At 73.2% G+C, this 23736-nt stretch carries 18 protein-coding genes; 2 read left to right on the top strand and 16 right to left on the bottom strand.

All coding sequences use genetic code 11. The features are described 5' to 3' along the window. Positions 1–56 precede the first annotated feature (56 nt). The 10 genes from trmD to ABZ714_RS12375 all read right to left on the bottom strand — a co-directional run bounded on the left by trmD (position 57) and on the right by ABZ714_RS12375 (position 12017). Positions 57–878, bottom strand: a complete 822-nt coding sequence (trmD, locus tag ABZ714_RS12420; protein WP_358825136.1) for a tRNA (guanosine(37)-N1)-methyltransferase TrmD — start codon at positions 876–878, stop codon at positions 57–59. Continuing rightward, positions 878–1486, bottom strand: coding sequence for a ribosome maturation factor RimM (gene rimM / locus ABZ714_RS12415; protein WP_358825135.1), 609 nt, complete (start codon positions 1484–1486; stop codon positions 878–880). The genes trmD and rimM overlap by 1 nt, the downstream gene beginning before the upstream one ends. Positions 1487–1812: 326 nt before the next feature. After that, the gene (locus tag ABZ714_RS12410) at positions 1813–2052 is read right to left on the bottom strand and encodes an RNA-binding protein (protein ID WP_005311361.1); all 240 of its coding nucleotides are present in this window, start codon (positions 2050–2052) and stop codon (positions 1813–1815) included. Positions 2053–2054: 2 nt separating this feature from the next. Continuing rightward, positions 2055–2501 carry a 30S ribosomal protein S16 gene (gene rpsP / locus ABZ714_RS12405; protein WP_358825134.1) on the bottom strand — a complete coding sequence of 149 codons (447 nt, stop codon included), beginning with the start codon at positions 2499–2501 and terminating at the stop codon, positions 2055–2057. A 206-nt stretch (positions 2502–2707) separates the two neighbouring features. Beyond that, positions 2708–3301 (bottom strand): hypothetical protein, encoded by a 594-nt coding sequence (locus ABZ714_RS12400; protein ID WP_358825133.1) that lies wholly within the window; start codon positions 3299–3301, stop codon positions 2708–2710. Positions 3302–3967: 666 nt separating this feature from the next. Beyond that, positions 3968–5524 carry a signal recognition particle protein gene (gene ffh / locus ABZ714_RS12395; protein WP_358825132.1) on the bottom strand — a complete coding sequence of 519 codons (1557 nt, stop codon included), beginning with the start codon at positions 5522–5524 and terminating at the stop codon, positions 3968–3970. Positions 5525–5733: 209 nt separating this feature from the next. After that, the gene (locus ABZ714_RS12390; protein WP_358825131.1) at positions 5734–8346 is read right to left on the bottom strand and encodes a [protein-PII] uridylyltransferase; all 2613 of its coding nucleotides are present in this window, start codon (positions 8344–8346) and stop codon (positions 5734–5736) included. 61 nt (positions 8347–8407) lie between these two features. After that, positions 8408–8746, bottom strand: a complete 339-nt coding sequence (locus tag ABZ714_RS12385) for a P-II family nitrogen regulator (RefSeq protein ID WP_358825130.1) — start codon at positions 8744–8746, stop codon at positions 8408–8410. Beyond that, entirely contained in the window at positions 8743–10101 is a 1359-nt protein-coding gene (locus ABZ714_RS12380) for an ammonium transporter (RefSeq protein WP_358825129.1), read from the bottom strand. The genes ABZ714_RS12385 and ABZ714_RS12380 overlap by 4 nt, the downstream gene beginning before the upstream one ends. Positions 10102–10535: 434 nt before the next feature. After that, positions 10536–12017 (bottom strand): hypothetical protein, encoded by a 1482-nt coding sequence (locus ABZ714_RS12375; RefSeq protein ID WP_358825181.1) that lies wholly within the window; start codon positions 12015–12017, stop codon positions 10536–10538. Between the two features lie 443 nt (positions 12018–12460). On the opposite strand from ABZ714_RS12375, the gene ABZ714_RS12370 reads away from it, so the two are divergent. After that, positions 12461–13174: a bifunctional DNA primase/polymerase gene (locus tag ABZ714_RS12370; RefSeq protein ID WP_358825128.1), complete on the top strand. Its 714-nt coding sequence runs from the start codon at positions 12461–12463 to the stop codon at positions 13172–13174. Positions 13175–13376: 202 nt separating this feature from the next. On the opposite strand, the gene ftsY is transcribed toward ABZ714_RS12370, so the two are convergent. Continuing rightward, positions 13377–14600: a signal recognition particle-docking protein FtsY gene (gene ftsY, locus ABZ714_RS12365; RefSeq protein WP_358825127.1), complete on the bottom strand. Its 1224-nt coding sequence runs from the start codon at positions 14598–14600 to the stop codon at positions 13377–13379. 292 nt (positions 14601–14892) lie between these two features. On the opposite strand from ftsY, the gene ABZ714_RS12360 reads away from it, so the two are divergent. Beyond that, the gene (locus ABZ714_RS12360; RefSeq protein ID WP_358825126.1) at positions 14893–16155 is read left to right on the top strand and encodes a GNAT family N-acetyltransferase; all 1263 of its coding nucleotides are present in this window, start codon (positions 14893–14895) and stop codon (positions 16153–16155) included. An 82-nt stretch (positions 16156–16237) separates the two neighbouring features. Here ABZ714_RS12360 and ABZ714_RS12355 read toward each other — a convergent pair whose 3' ends face one another. The 5 genes from ABZ714_RS12355 to ABZ714_RS12335 all read right to left on the bottom strand — a co-directional run bounded on the left by ABZ714_RS12355 (position 16238) and on the right by ABZ714_RS12335 (position 23582). After that, positions 16238–16825 carry a DUF4231 domain-containing protein gene (locus ABZ714_RS12355; RefSeq protein ID WP_358825125.1) on the bottom strand — a complete coding sequence of 196 codons (588 nt, stop codon included), beginning with the start codon at positions 16823–16825 and terminating at the stop codon, positions 16238–16240. A gap of 105 nt (positions 16826–16930) precedes the next feature. Next, positions 16931–18352 (bottom strand): sugar porter family MFS transporter, encoded by a 1422-nt coding sequence (locus ABZ714_RS12350; RefSeq protein WP_358825124.1) that lies wholly within the window; start codon positions 18350–18352, stop codon positions 16931–16933. 444 nt (positions 18353–18796) lie between these two features. Next, positions 18797–22366 (bottom strand): chromosome segregation protein SMC, encoded by a 3570-nt coding sequence (smc, locus tag ABZ714_RS12345; protein ID WP_358825123.1) that lies wholly within the window; start codon positions 22364–22366, stop codon positions 18797–18799. Positions 22367–22690: 324 nt separating this feature from the next. Further along, the gene (locus tag ABZ714_RS12340; RefSeq protein WP_358825122.1) at positions 22691–22909 is read right to left on the bottom strand and encodes a hypothetical protein; all 219 of its coding nucleotides are present in this window, start codon (positions 22907–22909) and stop codon (positions 22691–22693) included. 391 nt (positions 22910–23300) lie between these two features. Continuing rightward, entirely contained in the window at positions 23301–23582 is a 282-nt protein-coding gene (locus ABZ714_RS12335) for an acylphosphatase (protein WP_045852843.1), read from the bottom strand. Positions 23583–23736 lie beyond the last annotated feature (154 nt).

Below are 23736 nucleotides of genomic sequence, written 5' to 3'. Positions count from 1 at the left end.
GGGCGGGCGTCGTGTCCCCCCGTGGCAGGGGCGCACGCCGGACGTACGGCAGCGGCCTATTCTTCCACGGCGCGCGGTCTGCGCCAAAATCGTCCGCCGGGCTCCGGCTCCCAGCCCAGGATCGACAGGGTCTCCCGGTCCTTGCGGTCGAAGACGGCGGCCTCGCAGCGCTCCAGCAGATCGGGCCGGTGGGCCGCGGTACGGCGGAGCGCCTCGTCACGGCGCCAGCGGGCGATCTTCCCGTGGTGGCCGCCGGTGAGGACCTCGGGGACGGTACGCCCCCGCCAGCTCGGCGGCTTGGTGTAGACGGGGCCTTCGAGGAGGTTCGCCATGGCGCCGGGTGCGAAGGAGTCGTCGCGGTGGGACTCGGCGTTGCCCAGGACCCCGGGCAGCAGCCGGGCGACGGCTTCGGTGATCACCAGGACTGCGGCCTCGCCGCCCGCGAGGACGTAGTCCCCGATGGAGACCTCGTGGACGGGCAGCCGGGTGGCGTACTCGTCCATGACCCGGCGGTCGATGCCCTCGTAGCGGGCCGGGGTGAAGATCAGCCACGGCTGCCGGGCCAGGGCGACGGCCGTCTCCTGGGTGAAGGGGCGGCCACTGGGGGTGGGGACCACGAGGACGGGGTCGTGTGCCCCGGCCTCGTAGCCGTCGGCGAGGGCGGAGTCCAGGGCGTCGCCCCAGGGCTCGGTCTTCATGACCATGCCGGGTCCGCCGCCGTAGGGGGTGTCGTCGACCGTGTTGTGCCGGTCGTACGTCCAGTCGCGCAGATCGTGGACATGGACGTCGAGCCGGCCCCGGGCGCGGGCCTTGCCGACGAGGGAGACGTTCAGCGGTTCCAGGTACTCGGGGAAGATCGTGACGACGTCGAGCCGCATCACGCCCCGCCCTTCGGGGCCGTACCGGAGGGGTCGGATCCGTCGGCGCCGGTGCCGGTACCGGACGCCTCGGCGTCGCGCGCGGAGGCGATCACGGCCCGGTCGTCGAGCAGCCCCGGCGGCGGCACGACCACGATCCGCTGCTCGACGAGGTCGACCGAGGCCACGATCTCCTCGACGAAGGGGATCATCACCTCTTCGCCGTCGGGCCGCTCCACGATGAAGAGGTCCTGCGACGGCAGATGGCTGATCTCGGTGATCCGGCCGACGGCGGTGCCGTCGGCGAGGACGACGTCGAGGTCGACCAGCTGGTGGTCGTAGTACTCGTCCGGGTCCTCGGGGGTCTCTTCCGGGTCGACGTCGGCGATCAGCAGGGTGTTGCGGAGTGCCTCGGCGCCGTTGCGGTCGGTCACACCCGCGAAGCGCAGCAGCAGCCGGCCGCTGTGCACCCGTCCGGTCTCGATCGTCAGCGGGCCGGTGCCCGCCGGATCGGTGGCGAGTACGGCTCCGGGGCCGAGCCGCAGCTCGGGCTCGTCGGTCCGCACCTCGACGGTGACCTCGCCCCGGATGCCGTGGGCACGGCCGATCCGGGCGACTACCAGCTGCACTTCGTTGCCTCTCCTGTGGTTGGGGCCGGTTGGTCCGGCCGCGGGGGTCCGGCCGCGGGGGTCCGGTCCGGGACCGGCCCGCCCCGTGAGGGGTACGTTCCGCCGCGCCCGCCGCTGCACGCGGCCCGGCGCCACGGATCTCCGGATCCACGGTAGGCCGGGGCGGCCGTCGCGGCGCTCCGGAGCGGCGGTACGGGGCCGGAGGGACGCGGCCGTCCGTACGGGACCGGGCGCCGGGAGAGCCCGGAGACACGGACCCGTGGATACGCCTCGGGCCGGGGGCGGCCGGTCGGCCACCCCCGGCCCGAGCCGGTGTTCCACTGGTGTCAGCGGACCTGGTCCACGTCGACGAGGTCGACCCGGATCCCACGGCCGCCGATGGCGCCCACGACGGTGCGCAGGGCGCGCGCGGTGCGGCCGTTGCGGCCGATCACCTTACCGAGGTCATCGGGGTGGACCCGGACCTCCAGCACCCGTCCGCGGCGCAGGTTGCGCGAGGCGACCTGCACATCGTCCGGGTTGTCGACGATGCCCTTGACGAGGTGCTCGAGAGCCTCCTCGAGCATGCTCAGGCCTCGGTCGACTCGGCGGCGCCGGCGGTGTCGGCCGCCTCGTCCGCCTTCTTCTCGGCCTTCTTGGCCTTCTGCGTGATGGCCTCGCCCTTGGGCTCGCCGCCCTCGAGGGACTTGGCGAACTCGTCGAACGCGGCGCGCTTGTCGGCCTTCGGCTCGGCCACGAGCAGCGGCGCGGGGGCGGGCAGGCCCTTGTGCTTCTGCCAGTCGCCGGTGAGCTTCAGGATGGCGAGAACCGGCTCGGTCGGCTGGGCGCCGACGGACAGCCAGTACTGGGCGCGCTCCGAGTCGACCTCGATGCGCGAGGGGTTCTGCACCGGGTGGTACAGGCCGATCTCCTCGATGGCCCGGCCGTCACGGCGGGTACGGGAGTCGGCGACGACGATGCGGTAGTGAGGCGAACGGATCTTGCCCAGACGCTTCAGCTTGATCTTGACTGCCACGGAAGTGGTGTCTCCTGGTCTTGACGTGGTTGGGCACAACGAGATGCCACGTGGGGTTGCGGTACTCGGGTGCCCGATGGACGCGTCAGCCGGAGGAGAGAGGGGTCCTGTGCGGCCGTCGAGTACAGCTAGCCATTGTGCCACACGCCGATGGCGGGCTCTCCCCCGGACCTGCGCCGCCCCCGTCAGGCGGCCGGGCCGGGGGTTCAGCTCGCCGCGGCGACCGGTTCGGGGATTCGGAAGGGCTTGCCGCAGCCTCCGCAGACGATGGGCGCCTGGGCGAGGACCGACGGGACGACCCGGACATTGCGCCCGCAGTCGCAGACGGCCTTCACCCGGACGCCGCCGCCCGAGGAACCGTGCCTGGCGGCCGGTCCGCGGAAGGAGCGCTTGGTGTCGGACGCCGTGGCGACCGTATGGGCTCTGAGGGCGCGCTGGAGGCGCTCGATCGTAGGACGGTAGCGGCGCTTGGCCTCGGGGCTGAGGACGACCAGGGAGAAGCCGCTGCTGGGATGCGGCTCCTCGGCATGGTCGAGACCCATCTCCTCGGCGATCGCCAGGAATCTGCGGTTGTGGTAGCGGCCGGCGCGCGAGGTGTCGCGGACTCCTCGCGCGGCGGCGATGCCGTGGACTGCCTCATGGAGCAGTCGTTCGAAGGACAGCTCGCCGCCGCAGGCGGACGACGACTCTCCGATCAGGGACTCTGGCGCGGCAAGATCCGGCAGCTCAGGGTGGTGCCGTTGAATGTCGGCCCAGGCCTGTGCCAGTTCTGCGGCGAGAACAGGTGGTGTCGTGCTCACGTCGTGATAACGAGCCTGAACGGCCCACGGTTCCATTACGGGGCATCCCAAATATTTTGCACGTACCCGTCAGTTGGCATTGATGTGTCCTGACGAGGGCGGGTACGCCGATCTGCGGAGAAGACTCTCAGTGCGCCGCAAGGTGGTACGTAGCACCTCGTACGGCTCCCCGCACCGCACGGCTTCTCCGGGCAGGCCGGAGGGCCCCGCTCACCGGACATCGGACACCGTACCGAAACCGACATCGGGAAAAGGCCGACTTGGTGCTTCCGGCCGTATCGGCACGGATTCCGGCCGGGACCGTACGGGCGGGGCCGAGATGCGCGGTCCCCGGGGCCGAAACGCGCGGTCCGGGGGCCGGGACCGGAGAGGCCCGGCCCCCGGGACCGGCCAGGGCTCGGGGACGGCCGCCGACGACAGCGCGGCGGCGACCGGAGCAGGGCACGGCAGGCGCGGGCACAGCGGGCACAGTGGGCACGGCGGGCAGCACGGGATCGCTCATATCCGGGACGGTAGACCGGGGCGGCGGAACCGGCATCCCCCTGTGGACAACCCCGGAAGCACCCCCGGAAACGCCTCGGCACCCCCTGCGGACAGAGGGTGCCGATCGACTGCGGAAGCCGGGCGCGGAGGGCCGCCCCGTACGGGACGCCCGACGGCCCGGGGTCAGCGCATGAACTTCTTGAACTCGTCGGGCAGCTCGAACTGCTGGTCGCCGTCGCCACCGCCGGCCGGAAGCCCGAAGGGGTTGGCCTGACCGGCCTGCTCCCGGCGCTCGGCGGCGGCCTGCTCATCGGCCTTCCGCTTCATCGGGTTACCGCTGCGCCGCTTGCCCTTGGCCTGCTTCTGCTGCTTCTTCTGCCGCCCCGGGCCGCCACCCATGCCCGGCATGCCGGGCATCCCGGGCATGCCGCCGCCCTGGGCCATCCGGGACATCATCTTCCGGGCCTCGAAGAACCGCTCGACCAGGCTCTTGACGGCGCTGACCTCGACCCCGGAACCACGGGCGATCCGGGCCCGGCGGGAGCCGTTGATGATGGTGGGCTCGGCACGCTCGGCGGGGGTCATCGACTTGATGATGGCCGCCGTACGGTCCACATCGCGCTCGTCGATGCTGTTGATCTGGTCCTTCATCTGCCCCATGCCGGGCAGCATGCCGAGCAGCTTGGAGATGGAGCCCATCTTGCGGACCTGCTCCATCTGGGCCAGGAAGTCGTCGAGCGTGAAGTCCTTGCCCTTGCTGCTCGCCAGCTTGGAGGCCATTTTGGCGGCCTCTTCCTGGCTGAAGGTCTGTTCGGCCTTCTCGATGAGCGACAGCACGTCGCCCATGCCGAGGATCCGGGACGCCATCCGGTCCGGGTGGAAGGCGTCGAAGTCGTCCAGCTTCTCGCCGTTGGAGGCGAACATGATCTGGCGGCCGGTGACATGGGCGATGGAGAGCGCGGCACCACCGCGGGCGTCGCCGTCGAGCTTGGAGAGCACGACGCCGTCGAAGCCGACGCCGTCGCGGAACGCCTCGGCGGTGTTGACCGCGTCCTGGCCGATCATGGCGTCGACGACGAAGAGGATCTCGTCGGGCGATACGGCGTCGCGGATGTCGGCGGCCTGCCGCATCAGCTCCTGGTCGATACCGAGCCGGCCGGCGGTGTCGACCACGACCACGTCGTACTGCTTGGCGCGGGCGTGCTCGACGGAGTCCTTGGCGACCTGGACGGGGTCGCCGACGCCGTTGCCGGGCTGGGGCGCGTAGACGGCGACACCCGCGCGCTCGGCGACGACGGAGAGCTGGTTGACCGCGTTGGGGCGCTGGAGGTCACAGGCGACCAGCAGCGGGCTGTGGCCCTGGGCCTTGAGCCAGCTGCCGAGCTTTCCGGCGAGGGTGGTCTTACCGGCGCCCTGGAGACCGGCGAGCATGATCACGGTCGGGGGCTGCTTGGCGAACCGCAGCCGCCGGGTCTCGCCGCCGAGGATGCTGACCAGTTCCTCGTTGACGATCTTGATGACCTGCTGGGAGGGGTTGAGCGCCTTGGAGACCTCGGCGCCCCGGGCCCGTTCCTTGACCTTGGCGATGAAGGCCCGGACGACGGGGAGGGCGACATCGGCTTCCAGCAGCGCGATACGGATCTCCCGGGCCGCGCCGTCGATGTCCGCCTCGCTGAGGCGCCCCTTGCCCCGCAAGGTCTTGAAGGTGTTCGCCAAGCGGTCGGAGAGAGTATCGAACACGGCGCTCTTCGGTCCTCAGAGTCGGGGGCAACGGGAAATCGCCCTCCAGGGTATCCGGCCGCGGGAGGTACCCGCCCGCTCCGGGCCCGGAAAGACGGCCCGGGGCCTGCCCGGCGGTGGTCCGCCGGACCCGGCCGCGGGGATGTGACGCCGTCCGGCCGTACCGGAGGGCGGTACCGGGGGCGTCGGCCGGAGCGTCGGCGGGGGCGTCAGCGCAGGGCGGTCTCGACGGCACGGGCCAGCCGTTCGGCGGCCGGGCCGCCGAGGGGTCCGCCCCGGGCCCCGGTGACGTAGAAGGCGTCGACGGCGTCCCCGCCCAGGGTGCCGATATGCGCGCTGCGGACCCGGACGCCCGCCTCGTCCAGGGCGAGCCCCACCCGGTGGAGCAGTCCCGGGGCGTCCGGGGCCCGGACCTCGATGACAGTGGCGTGCCGGGAGGCGTCGGCGGCGACGGTGACCCGGGGCGGGGGCGGTTCGGCGCCCCGGCGGCGCGGCTGGGCGGCGTCGCGTTCGGCGAGCCGGTCGCGGACGGCGAGGGTGCCGTCGAGGGCCCGGACCAGGTCGGCGCGGAGCCGGTCGGCGGGCGGGAGGGCGCCGTATTCGGCGGCGATCCGCCAGTCGAGCACGGTGACGGGGGCGGTGCCGGGGCCGACGGACGGGGGCAGGGGGATCTCCCGGAGGTCGGCGGAGCGGACGGTGAGCCGGTGCAGGGCGAGCACTCCGGCGACGGCGGGCAGGATCCCGGGCCGGTCGGGCAGGGCGATCCGCAGCACGGCGCCGACGGGTTCGGACGCCCCCTGGGTACCGGCATCGGTACCGAGGACCGGTTCCTGCCCGGTGCCGGGGCCGCCGGGAGCCGCGTCGGTACGGGCGCGCAGCGCGAGTACGGGCCCGCCGGTGCGATGTGCCTCGACGGCCAGCCGCTCCTCGTCTGCGCCGGGCGCTCCGGACCCGGCCGGTTCGGGCCGGGCCCCGCCCAGTACGGCGGCGGCCCGGTCGGCGAGTTCGGCGACGATCCGGGCCCGCCAGCCGGACCAGGCGGCGGGCCCGGTGGCGAGGGCGTCGGCCTCGGTGAGGGCGTGCAGCAGTTCCAGGGTTCCGGTGGTGCCGACGGCGTCGGCGACGGCCCGTACGGTCGCCGGGTCGTCCAGGTCGCGCCGGGTGGCGGTGGTGATCAGCAGCAGATGGTGGCGGACGAGGGTTTCGACGACGGCCGCGTCGGCGGTGCCGAAGCCCATCCGCAGGGCGGCGTCCCGGGCGAGGGGCGCGCCGGCGGTGGCGTGGTCGCCGGGCAGGCCCTTGCCGATGTCGTGCAGGAGGGCGGCGACGAGGAGCAGATCGGGACGGTGGACGCGGCGGGTGAGGGCGGCGGCCCGGACGGCGGTCTCGATCAGGTGCCGGTCGACGGTCCAGCGGTGGACGGCGTTCCGCTGGGGGCGGTGGCGTACGTGGTCCCAGACCGGCAGCAGCCGGGTGATCAGGCCCTCGGCGTCGAGGGCTTCCCAGACGGGGACGGCGGGCGGCCCGGCGCCGAGGAGGGTGACGAACTCCTCCCGGGCCTCGGCGGGCCAGGGTACCGGCAGCGGCGGCGCCGATCCGGCGAGGGTGCGGGCGGTGTGCCGGGAGAGAGGCAGTCCTGCCCGGGCCGCCGCGGCGGCGGTACGCAGCGGGAGTACGGGGTCGTGTTCGGGGCGGGCGGTCCTGGCGAGCCAGACCTCCCCGTCCTGTTCGACGGCGCCGTCGGCGAGGGGGGCCCGTTCGGGGGCGGGGCGGCGGGTGCCGCCGGTGAGGAGGGCGCGCAGCCGGGGGCGGGTGCGGCGGGCGCGCAGGACCCGGTGGACCTCGCGCCAGGTGACGTCGGCGGCGTAGGCGATGGTTCCGGCGGCTTCGCAGACCCGGCGCAGCAGGGCGTCGGCGTCGGGTTCGCCGAGGGCCGCGGCGACCTGGTCCTGGTCCTGGAGGGCGAGGCGGTCGGTGGCGCGGCCGGTGGTGAGGTGGAGGGCGTCGCGGGTGTCGAGGAGGGTGCGGCGGGCGGTGTCGAGTCCGTCGCGGGGGGCGTCGGCGAGCCAGGAGGCGGCGACGGCGCGCAGGGCGGTGGCGTCGCGCAGTCCGCCGCGGGCCTCTTTGAGGTCGGGTTCGAGGAGGTGGCGGAGTTCGCCGTGGCGGTCGGCGCGTTCGCGGCAGAGTTCGGCGAGTTCGGGGAGCCGGGCGGGGGCGTGGGCGCGCCAGTCGGCGAGGACGGCGGTACGGAGGGGGGCGGCGAGGCCGGCCGGGTCGGTGGAGACGGTCCTGGCGTCGAGGAGGCCGAGGTGGGCCTTGAGGTCGGCGCCCGCGGTGGCGCGGGCCTCGGTGGGGGTGCGGACGGCGTGGTCGAGGGCGATGCCCAGGTCCCAGACGGGGTACCAGACGCGGTCGGCGAGGGCGGCGAGGGCGCGCGGGTCGGCTTCGCCGTCGTGGAGGAGGAGCAGATCGAGGTCGCTGCGGGGGGAGAGTTCGGTGCGGCCGTAGCCGCCGACGGCGATCAGGGTGGCGTCGTGGACGCCGGTGTCGCGGCGGGCGGTGTGGAAGAGGTCGGCGAGCCAGTGGTCGGTGAGGGCGGCGAGGGCGGTGCGCCGGGCGGGGCCGGGGAGGGCGGGGTCGTTGAGGAGCCGTAGCCGGTCGGCGGCGTATCCGCCGCCGGGCGCGGGGTTTCCGGGGCCGGGGCCGCGTACCGGATCGGTGGTCCCGGCCGGGCCCTTGTGCCGTACCGGATCGGTCTCGCGGGTCACGTACTTGTCCCGTGCCGGGTCCGTGCCGCTCGCCGGTGTGTGCTGACCGTGCACCGCTGCTCCCTGGTCGGTTCGGTGGTACGGGCCCCGCCCCCGGGGTGGCGGGGCCCTCGGTTCAGAGCGCGTCGGGTCCGCGTTCGCCGGTCCGGACGCGGACGGCGGTGTCGACGGGGACGGTCCACACCTTGCCGTCGCCGATCTTGCCGGTGCGGGCGGCCTTGACGACGACCTCGACGAGCTGTTCGGCGGCGTCGTCCTCGACGAGGACCTCGATCCGGATCTTGGGGACGAGGTCGACGGTGTACTCGGCGCCCCGGTAGACCTCGGTGTGGCCGCGCTGGCGGCCGTAGCCGCTGGCCTCGGTGACGGTCAGGCCGTGGACCCCGAAGGCCTGGAGGGCCTCCTTGATCTCGTCGAGCCGGTGCGGCTTGACGACGGCGGTGATGAGCTTCATGCGTCCACCTTCCTGGTGCGGTCCGCAGTCACGAGGGCGTCCCCGGGGGCGGGTGCCGCGCTACGGGTGCCGGTGCCGCCGCCCGCGCCGCTGAAGTCGTACGCGGTCTCGGCGTGCTCCCGCTGGTCGATCCCGGCGATCTCGGTCTCCTCGTCGACCCGCATGCCCATGGTCTTGTCGAGGATCAGGGCGAGGAGGGCGGAGACGGCGAGGGAGTAGGCGAGGACGGCGGCGACGCCGATGGCCTGCTTGCCGAGCTGGTCGAGTCCGCCGCCGTAGAAGAGGCCCTTGGCTTCGGACTGTACGCCTCCGGTGGCGAAGAACCCGACGAGGAGGGATCCGGCGATCCCGCCGACCAGGTGGACGCCGATCACGTCGAGGGAGTCGTCGTAGCCGAACTTGTACTTCCAGCCGACGGCGACGGCGCAGAGCACTCCGGAGATCGCGCCGACGGCGATGGCGCCGAGCGGGGAGACGGCGCCGCCCGCGGGGGTGATGGCGACCAGTCCGGCGACGGCGCCGGACGCGGCGCCGAGGGTGGTGCAGGCGCCGTGCCGGATCTTCTCGTAGCCGAGCCAGGCGAGCATCGCGGAGGCGGTGGCGACCTGGGTGTTGACGAACATCACCGCGCCGACGCCGTCGTCGTTACCGAGCCAGGATCCGGCGTTGAAGCCGAACCAGCCGAACCAGAGGAGGGCGGCGCCGAGCATCACCAGGGGCAGGCTGTGCGGGCGCATCGGGTCCTTCTTGAAGCCGATCCGCTTGCCGATGACGAGGATGACGCCGAGGGCGGCGGCGCCGGCGTTGATGTGGACGGCGGTACCGCCCGCGAAGTCGATGACGCCCATCTCGAAGAGCCAGCCGCCCGCGCCCCAGACCCAGTGGGCGACGGGGAAGTAGACGACGGTGGCCCAGAGGGCGATGAAGAGGGCCCAGGCGGAGAACTTGACCCGGTCGGCGAGGGCGCCGCTGATCAGGGCGGGGGTGATCACCGCGAACATCAGCTGGAAGACGGCGAAGACGTAGACGGGGACGGTGTAGCCGTCCCAGAGTTCGGTCAGTCCGATGCCGCTGAGCCCGGCGTAGTCGGCGGACCAGCCGATGACGCCGCCGGTGTCGGTGCCGAAGGCGAGGCCGAAGCCGTAGAGCACCCACAGGACGGTGACGATGCCCAGGCTGACGAAGCTCATCATCAGCATGTTGAGGGTGGACTTGACCCGGACCATGCCTCCGTAGAAGAAGGCGAGTCCGGGGGTCATCAGCATCACCAGGGCGGAGCAGATGAGCATGAAGCCGGTGTTGGCGGAGGACAGTGCGGGGGCTTCGGCGGCTAGCGTCGGGATGCCTGCTGGCATCGGCGTCTCCTCGTCGTCGGTCGGCCGCGTGCGGGTGGGCCGCGGGCGGGGCGGGCCTCAGGCCGTGCCTGACGGGGGTGTCCCGGGCCGGTGAGGGCGGCGTGGGACGGGCGGGGATCAGACACGGCCCGGGGGCTCGTCGGCGGTGTGGGGGCCGTGGCGTCGAGCGTGGCGGCGCGCGGTTTCGGCCGGTGCCGCGGGATGTTTCACGGCGGTGACGAAGGCGTCGGGTGTGTTACGCGGCCATGAACGGCCCGGGGCGGCCGGGGGCGGGCCCGCGGCTGTCCGAAGCGCTGCGGGGCCGTACGGAACCGGCCGCGGCGCCCACCCGGGTGACCTGGCACGGGGGAGCCGGTCGGCGGTCCGGGGCGGGCGCCGCGGCCGGGGCCCTGGGGGCCCGCCGGTGCGGCGGGGCGGAGGGTTCGGGGGGCCGGTCAGACGGCCTGCGCGGTCTCGGGGAGCTGGGCGGTGAGCTGGTCGGTGAGCTGGACGACCTGGGCGACGTCGCCGAAGTCTCGGGCGGCGGTGTCGACGGTCTTGCGGAGCCGGTTGTTGACCCGTTCCGAGCGGACCCGGCGGGCGACGGTCAGCGCCTCGGAGGCCAGTTGGGTGGCCTGCTCGGGCTCCTTCTTCAGCAGATGGACGGTGGCCATCCCGATCAGGTTGAGAGCGTAGGACCGCTGGTGGACGGGGTCCTCGCGGAAGAGCCGGACGGCGCGGTCCATCAGCGGTTCGGCGAGGGACGCGTACATGGGGCTGCGTCCGGCGACATAGGCGAGGTCGCGGTAGGAGTGCGCGTTCTCGCCGTTCAGCTCGGCCTCGGTGAAGAAGCGGATCCAGTCGGGTTCGCGTTCGCCGTCGAGCCCGGCGTCCCCGAAGGTGTCCTCGGCCATCCGGACGGCGCGTTTGCACTTGCTGGGCTGCCCCATGTTGGCGTAGGCCCTGGCCTCCATCGCGTAGAGCATCGCCTGGGTGCGGGCGGTGGCGCAGTCCCGGCTGCCGTACTGGGCGAGATGGATCAGTTCCAGGGCGTCGTCGGGGCGGCCCAGATGGATCATCTGGCGGCTCATGGAGGAGAGGATGTACGAGCCCAGAGGCTTGTCCCCGGCCTCTTTGGCGGCGTGCAGGGCGAGCACGAAGTACTTCTGGGCGGTGGGCTGCAGTCCGACGTCATAGCTCATCCAGCCCGCCAGCTCGGCCAGTTCGGCGGCGCAGGTGAAGAGCCGGGTGGCGGTGGTGTCCGGGTGCGGCTCCTGGAGGAGGTCGGTCACCTCGTGGAGCTGTCCTACGACCGCTTTGCGGCGCAGTCCGCCGCCGCACTGGGCGTCCCACTGGCGGAACATGACGGTGGTGGACTCCAGCAGGTCCAGCTCGGGCCCGGAGAGCCGGGGGATCCCGGGTGCGGCGGAAGCCTGGGGCGGGACCGCCTTGCCGGGGTCGCCGGGGGTGGGTACGAGCCACCGCTGCATGGGTTCGACCAGGGACGGTCCGGCGGCCAGGGCCAGGGACGAGCCGAGGAAGCCGCGCCGGGCCAGCATCAGATCGCTCCGGGAGAACTCGCTCAGCAGGGAGATCGTCTGCGGCCCGGCCCACGGCAGGTCGACCCCGGAGGACGAGGGCGTCTGGTGGGCGGTGCGCAGCCCCAGGCTCTCCACGGCGACAACGGTGCCGAACCGTTCGGAGAAGAGTTCGGAGAGGATGCGCGGGATGGGTTCCCGCGGCTGCTCGCCGTCGAGCCAGCGGCGGACCCTGGAGGTGTCCGTGCTGATGTGGTGCGCGCCCATCTCCCGGGCCCGGCGGTTGACCTGCCGGGCCAGTTCTCCCTTGGACCAGCCGCTGCGTACGAACCACGAACCGAGCATCTCGTTCGGGCGCTTGCCGGTACCGGTGTTCGTACCGGCTCCGCTGCCGTCCACTGGTTGAGCCCCCATCCATGAAGCCTGAAGCCGAGCCCTCGCCGGATGCCGTCAGAATGCCGTGCCCCGGGGCCTTATGTACGGAACTTGCGGAAACATCGACCGGATCCGCACAGGTGGGAGGGGTGGCCCCGGGATCTCCAACGGCGCGCACGGCGCCGGGGTTCGCCTACCGAAAGTAATCCTACGATCACCGTGCCGGGCGCGGGAATCCAGAAACGCCACCATTCGCCACCCCTTCGAATGAACTCCCCCGCCGCCGGGCGCGATTCACTTGACAGAGGACGATCAGCAGTCGGCGGATCGGTGTATTCACCGGCGCGTGGCGCGATACGCACTACCGGTCCCGCCTCGACGCGCCCGCGAATAACGGCTCGGCGACGCTGTGTCATGAGTTGACTTCGGGTCGTAACCACCGGCGAGCGGGACACGTTGGAGGGGGCATGGGCTTCACAATCGGCGGCAGCCGGGGGATCAGGGACATCCGGTCCGCCCGGCCCGGTTCCCGGCGCCGCGGGCGGGCGGCGGAACGCGCGGTGACGGCGGTGGCCGAGTACACCGGGCTGTGGGGCTGGGCGGTGGTGCCGGGGGCCCGGGTGGCGGCCTCGGCGCCGGGCGGCTGCTCCTGCGGGCTCGCCGGGTGCGCGTCCCCGGGGGCGCATCCGCTCTCCCCCGGCTTCGAGATCCCGGCGGGCGCCACCCTCGACGAGGTCGGCGACGCCTGGTCCGCGACACCGGACGCGACGGTGCTGCTGCCGGTGGGGCGGGCCTTCGACGTCCTCGACGTCTCGGCGGCGGCGGGCCGCTGCGCGCTGGTGCGGATGGAGCGGATGGGGCTGCCGCCGGGTCCGGTCGCGGCGACACCGGACGGGCGCTGCCAGTTCTTCGTGGCGCCGGGCGCCGCGGCGGCGCTCCCGGAGTTGCTGTACCGGATGGGCTGGGACGACGCGGAGCTGGATCTGCGCTGTCCGGGGCCGGGCGGATTCATCACCGCGCCTCCGTCGGATCACGCCGGTCTGGGCCCGGTGAGCTGGCTGCGGCCGCCGTCGCTGGACACGGCGGCGGCCCCGCCGGAAGCCCGGCTGCTGCTGGGAACTCTGGCGTACATCTGCCATCGCGCCGCCGCGCGGCGCTGTGTGGGGCATGCTCGGAAGTAGGCCGGGTCCCGCGGATCCGGCCGCGGCGGGCGGTACTTCCCCCGGTCCCCCGCCGACGGCGGTGCCCCGCGTTTCACCCCCGTGCGCCGGGCGCCGCCACCCCCGTTCCGGCGGGGTCGTGGTCCGGTGCCGCCGCCGGGCCGCCGACAACTCCACAGAGTGCCGACGGGTCCCGGCCGCGGTGCCCGGGCGCCCGGTGGGCTCAGTCGCCGATGAGCGCGTCGACGAACGCCTCCGGTTCGAAGGGCGCCAGGTCGTCCGGGCCCTCGCCCAGTCCGACGAGCTTGACGGGCACCCCCAGCTCGCGCTGGACGGCGATGACGATGCCGCCCTTGGCGGTGCCGTCGAGCTTGGTCAGGACGATGCCGGTGATGTCGACGACCTCGGCGAAGACCCGTGCCTGCACCAGTCCGTTCTGACCGGTGGTGGCGTCGAGGACCAGCAGGACCTCGTCGAGCGGGCCGTGCTTCTCCACGACGCGCTTGACCTTGCCCAGCTCGTCCATCAGGCCGGTCTTGGTGTGCAGCCGCCCGGCGGTGTCGATGAGGACGACATCGGCGCCCTCGGCGATGCCTTCCTTGACGGCGTCGAAGGCGATGGACGCCGGGTCGCCGCCTTCCGGTCCGCGTACGGTGCGGGCGCCGACCCGCTCGCCCCAGGTCTGGAGCTGGTCGGCGGCGGCGGCCCGGAAGGTGTCGGCGGCGCCCAGGACGACGGAGCGGCCGTCGGCGACCAGGACCCGGGCGAGCTTGCCGGTGGTGGTGGTCTTGCCGGTGCCGTTGACGCCGACGACCATCACGACACCGGGCGTGTCCACGCCGCTCTCGGTCTTCACCGCGCGGTCGAAGTCGGTGCCGAGCAGGGTCAGCAGCTCCTCGCGGAGCAGGGTGCGCAATTCGGCGGGGGTCCGGGTGCCGAGGACCTTGACCCGCTCGCGGAGCCGCTCCACCAGTTCCTGGGTGGGGGCGACACCGACATCGGCGGTGAGCAGGGTCTCCTCGATCTCCTCCCAGGTGTCCTCGTCGAGGTGCTCCCGGGACAGCAGGGTCAGCAGCCCCTTGCCGAGGGAGTTCTGGGAGCGGGCGAGCCGGGCGCGCAGCCGGACCAGCCGGCCCGCGGTGGGTTCGGGGACGTCCAGCGCAGGCGCGGCCTCGGCGGGGGCCTCCGCGGCGGTCTCGGGGACGGTTTCGACGGGCGCCTCGGCGGTGTCGGGGAGCCCGACCTCCTCGATGGTGCGGCGCGATTCGTCCCGTGGGGTCTCGGCCTCGTCGCCGACGTGCGGCTCGGCGGGCGGAGCGGTGATGGTCGGGGTGGTCCGCGGGGCCGACGGCGGCAGCTGCTTCTTGCGGCGACCGCTGATCACGAGCCCGCTGATGGCGCCGACCGCGACCAGAGCGATGACTACAGCAAGGATGACGATTTCCATAACCCACCCAGTATCGGTCACACCCCCTCCGCCCGGGCCGGGCGCGCCCGGACGACGCCCCCGGGTCCTGTGCCGGGGCGGTGCCGGGGACGCGCGGAGCTCGTGGACCGCCGCGGACCCGGGACCGGGAACGGGCGTACGGCTCCGGAGCCGTACGGACCCCCGGGGACGAGCGGGTCCGGGCCGGGGAGGCGGAGCCGTCGGGGCGGGAAGCGGAAGGGCCGGGGGCGGGTGGCGCCGGTGGCCGAAAACCCGGTGACTCCTCACGGATGCCCGGGTTAGCGTCCCGGCCATGACCGTTGTGGAATATCGGACCATTCCGGAGGCGGAGCTCGACCGCGCCCTGGATCTGCACTATCTGGTCTTTCTGCAGAAGGACCCGGAGGGGGACCTCCGGAAGCTGCACCGGGAGACTCTGGAGCACTGTCTCCGGATCGGCGCCTATGAGGGCGGGGAGCTGGTCGGGCTGCTGGGGGCGCACCCGATGTCCCTGTCGGTCCCCGGCGGGGAGCTGTCGTGCGCGGGGGTGACCTTTGTCTCGGTCGCCCCGACCCACCGCAGGCGGGGTGTGCTCAGCGGCATGATCGCGGAGCTGTGGCGCCGGTGCGCCGAGCGCGAGGTGCCGCTGGCCGCGCTCTGGGTTTCGGAGGCGACGATCTACGGCCGGTTCGGTTTCGAGCCCGCGACCCGTTCCTACACGGTGGAGATCGACACCGACCGTCCGCTGGCGCTGCGGATCGCCCCGGACGAGCGACCGCTGCGGCTGGTGCCGGTGGACGAGGCGCCGAAGGTGATCGGCGCGGCCCATCAGTCCGCGCGGGAGGGTCGCGCGGGCCGGGTGGGCCGGGACGACTTCTGGTGGCGTACGCACATCCTTCCCGACGAGGACGGGGAGAACGACGATCTGAGCGTGCCGCGCGTGGTGACGATCGGCGATCCGGGCGCTCCGCCCGCGGGGTATGTGATCTACCGGACCGAGTCGGACGACGAGGGCCGGGGGCGGCTGCACATCGGTGAGCTGGAGGCGGAGTCGCCCGCGGTGGCGGCGGCGCTGTGGCGGTACGTCACCTCTGTCGATCTGGTCGACCAGGTCAGGGCGTGGGGCCGGCCGCTGGACGATCCGCTGCTGCGGTTCGCCGCCGACCGGGACCAGGTGAGCGTCGTCCAGGAGTTCCCGGCGCTCTGGCTGCGGCTGGTGGACGTGCCGGGGGCGCTGGCGGGACGCGCCTGGTCGGCCCCGGTCGATCTGGTGCTGGAGGTGACGGACACCGGTCTGCCGGAGAACGCGGGCCGGTACCGGCTCACCGTCACCGGCACGGGCGCCGACGGACACGGGGCCGATGACGCGGGTCCGGTGGTCCGGGTGGACCGTACGGAGGAGGCGCCGGATCTGACTCTGGACGTACGGGAGCTGGCCGCCTGCTATCTCGGCGATCTCGACCCGGCCGAGCTGGTCCGGGCCGGACTGGCCGTCGAGCACACCCCGGGCGCGGCGGCCCGGCTGGGCGCGGCGTCGCGTACGGAGCTGCTGCCGCATACGACGGACGAGTTCTGACGGCGGGGCGGCCCGGCGGTCCCGCGCGGCCGGGCCGGGCCGCCGGGCCGCCCGCTTCGCGCCGGCGTTCCGGTTGGCGCCGTCAGGGCATCGGCGCGCCCGGCCCCGGGGGAAGGGCTCCGGCCGCGCCCCGGCTGGACGCGGCCCAGCTCTGGAGTTCGGTCGTGGCCGTGGCCTCGATCTCGGCCAGCAGCCGGCGCCGGGTCTCGTCGTCGCGGCCCGCCTCGGGTACGGTCCCGTACCGCCGGACCGCCAGATGGAGCCGGGTCCATGCCTCTGCGGCCAGTACATAACGCTCGTTGTGGTGGAAGACCTGCCGGAATCCGCCGATGAAGACGGCCGCTCCGGCCACTGACGCGGTGATCGCGGCGGGGGCCTGGATCCCGGCGGCCACCACGGTGGCGGCACCGGTCAGCAGGGCGGTCAGCTCCACGGTCCGGTGGAGGCGGCGGGATTGGTCCCGGATCCGGGCGAACCAGGCCAGCTGCTCCTCGGCGTAGGCCAGTACGGCCGCCTCGTCCGGGCCGGACGCCGAGGGGTCCCGTACCACGGACGCCGAGAGCCCGGCGGGCACGGCGGGCACGGCGGAGGCCGGTGCCACCGCGGGCTCGGCCCGGGGTTCCGGCGCCGTCTCTGCGGTCGTGGAGGATTCCGGAGAGCTCGTCGACATGGGCCCATGCTGCCGCACCGGCCGCCCGGCGTCCCACCCCTGTTGATCTGATACATCGTCAACCCGGGCCCACCGCACCACGACCCGGTCGGCCGGTCCGACCGGTCAGCCCATCTCCTCCAGCGCCTTCCCCTTCGTCTCCCGCACGAAGAGCAGGACGAACGGGATGGAGAGCGTCGCGAAGCAGGCGTAGATGACATACGTGGCCGACAGGTTCCAGTCCGAGAGGCTCGGGAAGCTGGCGGTGATCGCCCAGTTGGCGATCCACTGCGCGGAGGCCGCGACGCCGAGGGCCGCGGCCCGGATCCGGTTGGGGAACATCTCGCCCAGCAGCACCCAGACCACCACACCCCACGAGAGGGCGAAGAAGAGCACGAACACATGGGCGGCGACCAGCGCCACCGCGCCCTCCGTACTGGGCAGCTTCCCGTCGACCAGCGGCGCCGAGAAGGCCCATGCCTCGAAGGCCAGGGCGATCGCCATCCCGGCGGAGCCGATCAGGGCCAGCGGGCGGCGGCCGATCCGGTCCACCAGCACCATCGCGATCACGGTGCCGACGATATTCACGATGGAGGTGGTGAAGGAGTAGAAGAAGGAGCCCGCGGGGTCGATACCGACCGACTGCCAGAGCGTCGTGGAGTAGTAGAACACCACATTGATGCCGACGAGCTGCTGGAAGACGGAGAGCCCGATCCCGACCCAGACGATCGGCAGAAAGCCGAACCGGCCGCCCAGCAGATCCTTGAAGGTCGATTTGTGCTCCCGGTGCATGGCCTGCTGGATCTCGGCGACCCGGTGGTCGAGGTCGATGTGCTCGCCCTCCACCTCCACCAGGACCTTCTTCGCCCGCTCCACCTTGCCCGCCGACAGCAGATAGCGGGGGGATTCGGGGATGGCGAAGGAGAGGAGCCCGTAGAGCACGGCGGGGACGACCATCACCCCGAGCATCCACTGCCAGGCCTCCAGGCCGCCGATCTCGCCCCGCTGCTCGCCGTCGGCGAGTTGCAGGATGCCGAAGTTGACCAGCTGCGAGACGGCGATACCGATGACGATCGCCGCCTGCTGGAAGGAGGCCAGGCGCCCCCGGTAGGCGGGCGGGGAGACCTCGGCGATGTACGCGGGCCCGATCACCGACGCCATTCCGATGGCGAAGCCGCCGATGATCCGCCACATCGCCAGGTCCCAGAGGGCGAACGGGAGGGCCGAGCCGATCGCGCTGGCGGTGAAGAGGACGGAGGCGATCCGCATACAGGCGATCCGGCCGATCCGGTCGGCGATCCGGCCCGCCGTGGCGGCCCCGATCGCACAGCCGATCAGGGCGATCGCGATGACCTGGGCGAGTTCGGCGGAGCCGATGTCGTAACGGTCGCGGATCGCCTCGACGGCCCCGTTGATGACGGAGCTGTCGTAGCCGAAGAGGAAGCCGCCCATCGCCGCGGCGGCGGTGATGAAGACGACGTGGCCGAGGTGTTCGGCGTGGGCCGGAGAGGGCCCCGGCGGGGATGGTGGCTGGGCGGTGCTCGACACGTCTACTCCTGGGGCCGACTCCGGTGGGAGCCCTTCAAGTGGCGCACACCTTGTCGCCGCGCACCACTTGAGCTGCTGCTTCGGTGTCCGCGGCGGCCCGGTTCCGTCGGCTGTGGCCGGGACGGCGGGACCCGCCCGGGGGCCGGGCGGGCACGGACGTCGCCTACCCGGCCCCATCCGGATCATCCCCGCCGCCGCCCGCGCCCGTCCCCGCCGCGCCCCGCCGGGGACTGAGCCCCCGTCACCCGAACGGCTCGGACCACCGCGACCTCGCCGGTACGGCCGTACGGCGCCGCGGCGCGGCCCGGCGCCCCGATGTCGTACGGCCACTCCCCCGGCACCCGCGCCACCGGCCGGCCGGCGGGACGACCGGCCGTACGGCGCCGGGGCCGTACGCGGCGCCGCCCGGCCGGTTCCCCGCGCCTCACGTGCCGCGCGGAGCGCTCACCGCAGCCGCTGACTGATGACCTTGGAGACCCCGTCGCCCTGCATGGAGACCCCGTAGAGCGCGTCCGCGACCTCCATCGTCCGCTTCTGATGGGTGATCACGATCAGCTGGGACGACTCCTGCAGCTCCTGCATGATCCTGATCAGCCGCTGGAGATTGGTGTCGTCCAGCGCCGCCTCGACCTCGTCCATCACATAGAAGGGGCTGGGCCTGGCCTTGAAAATGGCGACCAGCATCGCCACCGCCGTCAGGGACCGCTCACCGCCGGAGAGCAGGGAGAGCCGTTTGACCTTCTTCCCCGGCGGGCGGGCCTCCACATCGATCCCGGTGGTCAGCATGTTCTCCGGATCGGTCAGCACCAGCCGCCCCTCGCCGCCCGGGAAGAGCCGGGAGAAGACGCCCTCGAACTCGCGTGCGGTGTCCCGGAACGCCTCGGTGAAGACCTGCTCGACCCGCTCGTCGACCTCCTTGACCACCGACAGCAGATCGGTCCGGGTCTTCTTCAGATCCTCCAGCTGTTCGGAGAGGAACTGGTGGCGTTCCTCCAGCGCCGCGAACTCCTCCAGGGCCAGCGGATTGACCTTGCCGAGCTGCTGATAGGCGCGTTCGGCGGCCCGGAGACGCTTCTCCTGTTCGGCCCGGTCGAAGGCCCTGGGCAGATTGCGCGGATGGCCGGGGTCCTCCGGCAACTCCTCGCCCTCGGCGGGCGGCGACGGCGGTACGGGCTGGTCGGGGCCGTAGTCGGCGACCAGCCCGGCGGGCTCGACGCCCAGCTCCTCCAAGGCCCTGGTCTCCAGCTGCTCGATCCGCAGCCGCTTCTCGGCACCCAGCACCTCCCCCCGGTGCACCGAGTCCGTCAGCCGGTCGAGACCGGCCTTGAGATCCCGGCCCCGGGACCGGGCGGTACCCAGCGCGCCCTCCCGTTCGGACCGGGCGGCCTCGGCGGCGGTACGTTCCTCCTCCGCCCGGCCCAGCGACACCTCCACATGGGCCAGCAGCGTCCGGGTACCGGTGGCGACGGCCGCCGCCACCTCGGCCTCGTACCGCAACCGGGCACGCAGCCGCTCGGCCCGCGCCCTGGCCTCGCGCTCCGCGCGCGCCCCCCGGTCAAGGGCGTCGGCCCGGCCCGTAAGACCCTTCACCCGCTCCTCGTGGGTACGGACCTGGAGCCGGGCCTCCATCTCGGTCTGCCGGGCGTTGGCGCCGTCGGCGGCGAGCCGGTCCCGCTCCTGGGTGTCGGGTTCCTCGGCGTCCTCCCCGTAAGGCGCCGCCTCCTCGGCCGCCGCCAGCCGTCCGGCGACCTCGTCGGCCTCGTCGCGGGCGTGTTCCAGCGCCTCCCGGGCCCGGTCGACGGCCGCGCCGGTGCGCTCGGCCTCGCCCGCGGCGGCCCGGGCCTGCCCCTGGAGCGCGCCGAGGCGGCCGGAGAGGGCTGACTTCTCCCGTTCGGCGGTACGGCGGCGCTCCCCCAGCTCCTCGACGAGCGCGGCGCTCTCCGCCCGCCGCGCGGCGGCGCTCTCCCGGGCGTCGGCCAGTCCGGCGCAGCGAATCTCCAGTTCGGCGAGTTCGGCGGCGGCCTCGTCGACCGACGCCTGGATCTCCAGCAGGGTGGGCGCCCCGGCGGAGCCGCCCTGGGCGAAGCGGGCGCCGAGGAGGTCGCCCTCGGCGGTGACCGCGGTGAGCCCGGGGCGGGCGTAGACCAGTTCCTCGGCCTCCTCCAGCGTTCCGACGACGACCATGTCGCGGAGGAGCCCCCGGACGGCGGGCATCAGTTCGGCGGGGCCCCGCACCAGATCGGCTGCGTAGACGAGCCCCGGGCGTTCCTCGCGCGGCGGCCCGGGTGCCTCGGGGGCGTCGCCGAGCAGTATCGCGGCCCGTCCCGCGTCGGACTTGCGCAGCAGCCGCAGCGCCTCGGCGGCGGTCGCCGGGCCCGTGACGGCGACCGCGTCGGCGGCGGCGCCGAGGGCCGCGGCGACCGGAACCTCGTGCCCCGGGGTGACGGTGAGCAGTTCGGACGCCGGTCCCAGCAGGCCGGTCAGCCGGTCCCGGGCGGCGAGCAGGGCGCCGGTGCCGTCCTTGCGGCGCAGCCCGAGGGCGAGGGCGTCCCGGCGGGCGGCGACGGCGGCCCGGCGCCGTTCGGCGTCGCCGAGGGTGTCCCGGGCGGCGGTCAGGGCGGTCTCGGCGTCGGCCAGTGCGCGGCGGGCGGCGTCATGGCGTCCGGCGAGTTCGGTGTCCCCGGCGTCGACGCCGTCGGCCTCGGCACGGAGTTCCTCGTACGCCTCGCGGGCGGTGACCGCGCGCTCCCGCGCCTCGTCGCGGGCGACGGTGAGCCGTTCGATCTCGGCCTGCGCGGAGGCGGCCCGGCCCCGGGCGGCGGTGACCTGGGCGCCGAGTCTGGCCAGGCCCTCCCGGCGGTCGGCGATGGCCCGGGCGACGTCCTTGAGGCGGCGTTCCTCGGCGCCGAGCCGCCGCTCCAGGTCGGCGCGGTGGGCGACGGTGTCCTCCAGGGCGTGCTCGGCGGCTTCGAGGGCGGCCTCCAGTTCGGCCTCCTGCTCCCGGATCCGGGCGGCCTCCCGCTCCATGTCCTCCGGGTCGCGGCCGCGCCGCTCGTCGGCCGGGCGGTCGGTGGCGCTGCGGACCCGGGCGTCGGCGAGGGAGACCGTGCCGCGGACGCGTTCGGCGAGCCGGGAGAGTTCGTTCCAGGTCTGCCGGGCGCGTTCGAGGCGCGGCGCGATCCGGCGTACCTCGTCCTCCAGCGCGGCCTCGCGGGCGAGGGCGTCGCGCAGCTCCCGGGCGGTGCGCTCCTTGCGTTCCTTGAGGGCGGCCTCGTCGGCGATCTCGGCGCTGAGCGCGGCCCGCAGCCCGACCAGGTCGTCGGCGAGGAGCCGGAGCCGGGCGTCGCGGAGATCGGCCTGGATGACGGCGGCCCGGCGGGCGACGGCGGCCTGCCGGCCGAGGGGTTTGAGCTGGCGGCGCAGTTCGTCGGTGAGGTCCTGGATCCGGGCGAGATTGGCCCGCATGGCGTCCAGTTTCCGCAGCGCCTTCTCCTTGCGCTTGCGGTGTTTCAGCACGCCCGCGGCCTCCTCGACGAAGGCCCGCCGGCCCATCGGGTCGGCGTGGAGTACGGAGTCGAGGCGGCCCTGGCCGACGATGACATGCATCTCCCGGCCGATGCCGGAGTCGGAGAGCAGTTCCTGGATGTCGAGGAGGCGGCAGGTGTCGCCGTTGAGCTGGTACTCGCTGCCGCCGTTGCGGAACATGATCCGCGTGATGGTGACCTCGGCGTACTCGATGGGGAGGGCGCCGTCGGAGTTGTCGATGGTCAGGGACACCTCGGCCCGGCCGAGCGGGGGCCTGCCGGTGGTCCCGGCGAAGATGACGTCCTCCATCTTGCCGCCGCGGAGCGACTTGGCCCCCTGCTCGCCCATGACCCAGGACAGGGCGTCCACCACATTGGACTTCCCGGAGCCGTTGGGGCCCACGACACAGGTGATGCCGGGCTCGAACCGCAGGGTGGTGGCGGAGGCGAAGGATTTGAACCCGCGGAGGGTCATGGCCTTGAGGTGCACGCAGCCGGACTCTACCTTTCGGGGCGCCCGGTACCCCGGTGGCCACCCGTGGTTCGGTCGCGGTTTCACCGGGGGAGGCGCAGGGCACATCTGTCGGTAAGGCACGGGACCGGGGTCGGACCCCGACCGTGGCGGAGTGTCCGGGGAGCGACGAGGGGCGGATCGGCGGGGCAGGGCGGACGGGTTCGGATATCGCACGGGGCGACCGGCGGCCGAAGGACGGACGGGGACGAGGGAAGACCGAGAGGGAAGAGAAAGAAAGAAGGGACGCCGAGGCGTCCCTTGCATATCTTCGCGCGATGGATCTCCGGTGGATCTCCGGGCTCAGGTGAGCGCCGGCTCCGCCTGCGGTACGTCGATGTCGATGCCGTCGAGCAGCGACTCTCGGGGGTGCTGGGCGACAGCGGCGTTCAGCGCGTCGTTCTCGGTCTGGATCCGTGCGAGTTCGGATTCCAGGTCCTGGACGCGCTGCTGCAGCCGTCGCATCTCGGCGAGGAGTCGCGGGTCGGAACCGCCGACATAACCGAGAAGCGCCTTTGCCATGATGGATGGTCCTCCACAATGAGTGACCGACCGATGCGGTGTGGGTCGTGAGGGATTCGCACCCGCTGGTGCCCGACAGAGTGGCTGACGCTGATCTCGCTGCGGTTCCTACTGCCGAACAGCTAGGGTGCGCGGGGATTCCAGAGTCTCACCAAAAAGTTTGACGGTCAACACGATCACGCCCCGCTGCGGGGGCGGCACCGACCGGCATCCGACCGCCTCAGGGGCGGCGCGGGCGGTCTTCCGGGGCCCGGGGGCGTGGAGATCATCCGTTCCCGCGCAGCCTGGCACGAACCGTCGACCTTGGCAACCACCAGCCCGTTTCCCGCTCGGGCGGGTGCCGGGGGCGATCCGCGGCGTCCGCCGTGCGGGTGGCGTCCGGGGCGCCGGGTCAACGAATCGCGAAACCGTCGTATCCCCCGCGAGGCGTGTCCCAGATCTCAGTGACACCGTCGACGCGCCCGGGTGTGTCGCCGGAGCGGAGCCACTCCAGGAGACGGTGGCAATTCTCACGTGACCCCTCGGCCACCACCTGTACCCGGCCGTCGTCGAGATTGAGGGCGAATCCCGTGAGCCCGCCGATCTCCAAGGCGTTTGCCCTGGTGAACCAACGAAAGCCCACTCCCTGTACTCGCCCGCGTACCCAGGCCGTCAGTCGTGCCGCGTCGTTCATGGCGTCAAGGTAGCCGTCGCACGGTCCGCACTGCTTCCTCAGGAGGCACTTCCGTCACTCGGCTCATGGCGTACAGTCCCCTCGCAATGAACGTCACCCGTTCGGGCGAGCCCGTCTCCGGTTTTGCCCGGATGGGGTCCGGTAAGCGATGTGT

The organism is Streptomyces sp. NPDC006798 (assembly GCF_040635975.1).
Classification (GTDB): Bacteria; Actinomycetota; Actinomycetes; order Streptomycetales; family Streptomycetaceae; genus Streptomyces.
This window is presented reverse-complemented; position numbering and strand designations above follow the sequence as displayed.